General features: G+C 66.4%; 4 protein-coding genes. 1 reads left to right on the forward strand and 3 read right to left on the reverse strand.

The window, feature by feature from the left end:
• Positions 1–35: 35 nt before the first annotated feature.
• Positions 36–929: a dioxygenase family protein gene (locus AC0L27_RS35735; protein ID WP_354205908.1), complete on the reverse strand. Its 894-nt coding sequence runs from the start codon at positions 927–929 to the stop codon at positions 36–38.
• A gap of 123 nt (positions 930–1,052) precedes the next feature.
• On the reverse strand, positions 1,053–2,261 hold the full coding sequence (pcaF, locus tag AC0L27_RS35740; RefSeq protein ID WP_354205906.1) for a 3-oxoadipyl-CoA thiolase: 1,209 nt from the start codon (positions 2,259–2,261) through the stop codon (positions 1,053–1,055).
• A gap of 216 nt (positions 2,262–2,477) precedes the next feature.
• On the opposite strand from pcaF, the gene mutS reads away from it, so the two are divergent.
• Positions 2,478–5,216 carry a DNA mismatch repair protein MutS gene (gene mutS, locus AC0L27_RS35745; RefSeq protein WP_354205904.1) on the forward strand — a complete coding sequence of 913 codons (2,739 nt, stop codon included), beginning with the start codon at positions 2,478–2,480 and terminating at the stop codon, positions 5,214–5,216.
• Positions 5,217–5,249: 33 nt separating this feature from the next.
• Here mutS and AC0L27_RS35750 read toward each other — a convergent pair.
• The coding region (locus tag AC0L27_RS35750) for a methyl-accepting chemotaxis protein (RefSeq protein WP_473322464.1) at positions 5,250–6,344 on the reverse strand (1,095 nt) is incomplete at its 5' end.

Consider the following 6,344-nt stretch of genomic DNA (forward strand, 5'->3'; position numbering starts at 1 on the left):
AGGATATAACTAATTGGGGGAAGCGGCTTTGAGCCCTATTTGATCGGCGGACGCGGCAGGACGGCCTCGCCGGCTTCGAGCCGGTAGACATGGTCGAGCGAATACCAGGGCGTCGCGACGTCGCGCTCGGTTGGATGTGGCGTGTCATGGCGCAGGAACTTGCCGATCAGGGCCTTCGTCACGCCGAACTGCACATCGCTGTCGATATGCGGATCGGCGGGGTCGTAGACCTGCGAGATCAACACCTTGAATCCGGGCTTGAAGACCAGGGCGTGCAGGTGCGCGGGACGATAGGGATGCCGGCTCTGCGCCTCCAGGAGCCGGCCGACCACGCCGTCGGTCGGAATGGGATAGCCGACCATCATCACGGAGCGGAAAGAGAAGGCTCCGTCCTGGTCGGTCGTAAACTTGCCGCGCAGGTTCATGTCGGCCTGCTCGGGGTCCTGGTTTTCATAGAGACCAACCGGCGAGGCGTGCCAGACGTCGACCTCGGCGCCGGCGACGGGACGGCCGTCCTTGTCCACGACGCGGCCGTTGACGAACAGCGGCGCGCCCGGGGTCTCGGAGCGGACGATCGATCCGCCATTTTCCACCCGCGGCGAGTTCAGCCGCCAGAACGGTCCGAGCAGCGACTGGTCGGTTTCCGTGTTGCCCTCATCGCCATTGTTCAGCAGGCACACCAGCGGCGAGACGCCGAGCGAGCCTGCCATCAGCACGACCTCGTTATGCGTGTCGGTCGAGAGCTTGCCTAGCTCGGCGATAACAGCCGTGGCGTCGCGGAATTCCTTCTCGGTCAGGCGAACGTCGCGGACAAAACCGTGCAGATGCTTGACCAGGGAGACCATGATCTGGCGCATCCGGGGATCGGATGTCTGCTCCATCACCGCCAATGCCGCGGCCGTGACGTCCTGCTCGCGCGCGATGATCATGGGATGCTCCCTCACCTTGCGTCATGGCCGGGCTTGTCCCGGCCATCCACGACCTTCTTCTCGCGGCACCAAGAACGTGGATGCCCGGGACAAGCCCGGGCATGACGAGTCTGGGGCGTCCGGTCAATTCAGCTTCTCGATCGCGACGGCAACGCCCTGGCCGACGCCGACGCACATGGTGGCGAGCGCCAGCTTGCCGCCGCGCTTCTCCATGCCGTGCACGGCGGTGAGCGCAAGGCGCGCGCCGCTCATGCCGAGGGGATGACCGAGTGCAATCGCGCCGCCGTGCGGATTGACGAAATCGGCATCGTCGGCAACGCCGAGCTGGCGCATGCAGGCGATACCCTGCGAGGCAAAGGCTTCGTTGAGCTCGATCAGGTCGAAATCGCTGATTTTCTTGCCGAGACGCTCCATCAGCTTGCGGGTGGCCGGCACCGGGCCGATGCCCATGATGCGCGGCGGCACGCCGGCCGACGCGAGGCCGAGGATGCGCGCGCGCGGCGTCAGGCCGTGCTTCTTCACGGCGGCCTCGGACGCCAAGATCATCGCGGCGGCGCCGTCGTTGACGCCGGAGGCGTTGCCGGCGGTCACCGTGCCGGGATTGCGCACGATCGGCCTGAGCTTCGTCAGCGCTTCCAGCGTGGTCTCGGGACGCGGATGCTCGTCCTTATCGACGGTCACAGGGCCGGCCTTGCCGCCAGGAATGGTGATCGGGATGATCTCCTCGGCGAAATAGCCGGCCGCGATCGCGGCGCCCGCGCGCTGCTGCGAGCGGATTGCGAAGGCGTCCTGATCGGCGCGCGAGACCTGGAATTCCTCGGCGACGTTCTCGCCGGTCTCGGGCATCGCGTCGACGCCATACTGCGCCTTCAGCACCGGATTGATGAACCGCCAGCCGATCGTGGTGTCGAATATCTCAGCCGAGCGGGAGAACGCTTCCTGCGCCTTGCCCATCACGAAGGGCGCGCGCGTCATGGATTCGACGCCGCCCGCAATCGCAAGCTCGATCTCGCCGGAGCGGATGGCGCGGCCGGCCGCACCGACCGCATCGAGACCGGAGGCACAGAGCCGGTTCAGGGTCTGGCCGGGAACTGAATCCGGCAGGCCCGCAAGCAGGAGCGCCATGCGTGCTACGTTGCGGTTGTCCTCGCCGGCCTGGTTGGCACAGCCGAAGAAGACCTCGTCAACCTCTGCCCAATCGAGATTGGGATGCTTGGCCATCAGCGCCTTGATCGGGGCCGCCGCAAGGTCGTCGGCACGCACCTTGGCGAGCGAGCCGCCGAAACGGCCGATCGGGGTCCGCACGGCATCGCAGATAAAGACGTCACGCATCGTTATTCTCCCTGAATGCCGCGATCCGGCCTAAATTCTTCAATGTCGACGGAGTTTTAGGAGGGCGCCCGCGGCAGGTCAATTGACCGATACGCGCGTGTTCCTGGGGGTGCGCACGCGAGTTGCGCATGCCGCGGTGCGGACAACGTGGAAAACCTCCCCTCCCCGCCCAAAGCGATAGGAGCGCGGGGTGAAATTTTGTAGGTTGCGCCGCCCATGACGATGCAACAGCCGATCCCTATGCCGCCCCCCGACGAAGCGCCCGCGCCGCAGGCGGAAGCTGCCGCGCGCGTCACGCCGATGATGGAACAGTACCTTGAAATCAAGGCTGCGCATCAGGGCCTCCTGCTGTTCTACCGGATGGGCGACTTTTACGAGCTGTTCTTCGAGGACGCCGAGATCGCCTCCAGGACACTCGGCATCGTCCTGACCAAGCGCGGCAAGCATCAGGGCGCCGATATCCCGATGTGCGGCGTGCCGGTCGAGCGCTCGGAGGATTATTTGCACCGGCTGATTAGCGCCGGCCACCGGGTCGCGGTGTGCGAGCAGACCGAGGATCCCGCCGCCGCCAGGGCGCGCGGCAACAAGAGCGTCGTGCGCCGCGGCGTGGTGCGGCTGGTCACGCCGGGCACGCTGACCGAGGACACGCTGCTCGACGCGCGCGCCAACAATTACCTGCTGGCGCTCGCGCGCGCGCGCTCATCGGCGGGCGGTGACCGCTTTGGCCTCGCCTGGATCGACATCTCGACCGCCGAATTCACGGTGACGGAATGTTCGGGCGGCGAACTCGCCGCCACGCTGGCGCGCATCAATCCGAACGAGGTGATCGTCACCGACGCGCTCTATAACGATAGCGAGCTCGGACAGACCCTGCGCGAGCTGCCGGCGGTGACGCCGCTGACCCGCGACGTCTTCGACGGCGCCACCGCCGAGAAGCGTCTGTGCGACTATTTTGCCGTCGCGACCATGGACGGACTGTCCCAGCTCACGCGGCTGGAAGCCACTGCTGCCGCCGCCGCCGTCACCTATGTCGACCGCACCCAGGTCGGCAAGCATCCGCCGCTGTCGCCGCCAGCGCGCGAAGCTTCGGGTGCGACGATGGCGATCGATCCCGCCACCCGCGCCAATCTCGAACTGACGCGGACACTGGCCGGCGAACGCCGCGGCTCGCTGCTCGATGCGATCGACTGCACGGTGACCTCGGCCGGCTCGCGCCTGCTGGCGCAGCGGCTTGCCGCGCCGCTGACCGATGCGGCAGCGATTGCGCGGCGGCTGGATGCCGTCGGCAGCTTCGTTGCCGACTCGGCCGCGCGCGAAGACATCCGCAGCATCCTGCGCGGCGCCCCGGACATGTCGCGGGCGCTGGCCCGTGTATCCGTCGGCCGCGGCGGGCCGCGCGACCTCGCCGGCCTGCGCGACGGCATCATCGCCGCCGACCAGGTGCTGATGCGGCTTGGCGAACTCGACCAGCCGCCGCATGAGATCGCCGTGGTGATGGCGGCGCTGCAAAGGCCATCGCGCGAGCTCGCGGCGGAATTCGCCAGGGCGCTCGACGATCAGCTGCCGCTGATCAAGCGCGACGGCGGGTTCGTTCGCCAGGGCTATGAGCCTGCGCTGGACGAAACGCGAAACCTGCGCGACGCCTCGCGCCTGGTGGTGGCCTCGATGCAGGCGCGCTACGCCGACAACACGGGTGTGAAGGGCCTCAAAATCCGGCACAACAACGTGCTCGGCTATTTCGTCGAGGTCACCGCGCAGCACGGCGACAAGCTGATGTCGGCGCCGCTGAACGCGACTTTCATCCACCGCCAGACGCTGGCCGGCCAGGTCCGCTTCACCACCTCGGAACTCGGGGAGATTGAAGCCAAGATCGCCAATGCCGGCGACCGCGCACTCGGGCTCGAGCTCGAAATTTTCGAGCGGCTCTGCGCCAAGGCTTTGGCAATCAGCGAGGAGCTGCGCGCCGCGGCCCACGCCTTTGCGCTGCTCGACGTCGCGACCTCGCTGGCCAAGCTGGCGATCGACGAGAACTATGTGCGGCCCGAGGTGGACCCCTCACTCGGCTTCGCCATCGAAGCCGGCCGCCATCCCGTCGTCGAGCAGGCCTTGAAGCGCAATGGCGAGCCGTTCATCGCCAATGCCTGCGACCTCTCGCCGGGCCCCGCGCAAAAATCCGGCCAGCTCTGGTTGCTGACCGGTCCGAACATGGCCGGTAAATCGACCTTCCTGCGCCAGAATGCGCTGATTGCTCTTCTTGCTCAAATCGGAAGTTTCGTGCCGGCGACACGCGCGCGGATCGGCATCATCGATCGCCTGTTCTCGCGTGTCGGCGCCGCCGACGATCTCGCCCGCGGCCGTTCCACCTTCATGGTCGAGATGGTCGAGACGGCTGCGATCCTGAACCAGGCCGGCGAGCGCGCGCTCGTGATCCTTGATGAAATCGGCCGCGGCACCGCGACCTTCGACGGCCTCTCGATCGCCTGGGCCGCGATCGAGCACCTGCACGAGACCAACCGCTGCCGCACGCTGTTCGCGACGCATTATCACGAGCTGACGGCGCTCTCCGCCAAGCTGCCACGGATGTTCAACGCGACCGTGCGGGTGAAGGAATGGCAGGGCAACGTTGTATTCCTGCACGAGGTGTTGCCGGGCTCGGCCGATCGCTCCTACGGCATCCAGGTCGCCAAGCTCGCAGGCCTGCCGCCAGCCGTGATCACGCGCGCCAAATCGGTACTGGCGAAGCTGGAAGCCCAGGACCGCGGCCAGACCGCGCGCGCGCTCGCCGACGATCTGCCGCTGTTCGCAGTGCCCTCACGCGCCGCCGCAGAAGCCGCGCCGCCGAGCGAGGCCGAACTGCTGATGGCCGCGGTGAAGGCGCTGCATCCGGACGAGATGTCGCCACGCGAAGCGCTCGATGCGCTGTATGCCTTGAAGGCCAAGCTGCCGAAGGAATGAGGTGCCGTAGGACCTCCTACGGTTCCAGGCGCGTTACGCCCTTGCCGCGATCGCCGCTGCCTCGGCTGCCGCGCGCTGCATGCTATTCGACATCTCGTTCGTGACCGTGCTCTGCTCCTCGACGGCGGCGGCGGTCGACGTCACATATTCGCTGACGCTGGTGATCGCCTGCTTGATCGAACCGAGCGCGCTCACGACGTCGCCGGAGATGCCGTTGAGGCTACCGATCTCAGCGCCGATCTTGTCAGTGGCCTGCTTGGCCTGGTTGGCGAGGCTCTTCACTTCGGAAGCAACTACGGCGAAGCCGCGGCCGGCTTCGCCGGCGCGGGCGGATTCGATGGTGGCGTTAAGTGCCAGGAGGTTGATCTGCCCGGTGATGTTGTTGATGAGCTCGACGATCCCGCTCATCGCCAGCGCCGCTTCAGTGAGGCGCTGGGCCTGGGCATCAGCGGACGCGACCTGCTCCACCGCACTCATCGCCGTCTCGCGCGATTTGGTCATGGCCTCGGAGATCTCCCGCACCGAGGCATTCAGCTCTTCCGATCCGGCGGCGACCGATTCCATCATGCCGCGAACGCGCTCGTTGCCCATGCGGACCAGCACCTGCTTCGTGACGTCGGTCGCATATTTCACGACCTTGAACGGCTTGCCATTGAGATCCATGATCGGGTTGTAGGAGGCCTGGATGTAGACCTCCTTGCCGCCCTTGCCGATGCGCTTGTATTCGGCCGCCTGATACTGACCGCGGTTGAGCGCCGCCCAGAACTCGCGATAGCCATTGCCATCGCGCTCCGACGGCTCCACGAACATGCTGTGGTGCTTGCCCTTGATCTCAGCCAGCGAATAGCCGAGGGCGCCGAGGAAATTGGGGTTAGCGGTGATGATCGTGCCGTCCATGTTGAACTCGATCACCGCCTGCGCCTTCTCGATCGCCGAGATCTGGCCGGCAAGGTCGGCATTCTTCAGCTTCTCCGCCGTGACGTCGGTCGCGAATTTGGCGACGCCGAAGGGTTTGCCGTTCTCATCGAGGAGCGGATTGTAGGAGGCGAGAATCCAGACCTCACGACCGCCCTTGCCGATGCGCTTGAACTCGCCGGCCTGGTATTCGCCACGGTTGAGCGCGGCCCA

The sequence above is a fragment of the Bradyrhizobium sp. Ken51 genome, assembly GCF_055807435.1.

Bases quoted from the DNA above. Each gene is read 5' to 3' on its own strand.
- AC0L27_RS35735 (WP_354205908.1), bottom strand. From the start codon at position 929: ATGATCATCGCGCGCGAGCAGGACGTCACGGCCGCGGCATTGGCGGTG.
- pcaF (WP_354205906.1), bottom strand. From the start codon at position 2,261: ATGCGTGACGTCTTTATCTGCGATGCCGTGCGGACCCCGATCGGCCGT.
- mutS (WP_354205904.1), top strand. From the start codon at position 2,478: ATGACGATGCAACAGCCGATCCCTATGCCGCCCCCCGACGAAGCGCCC.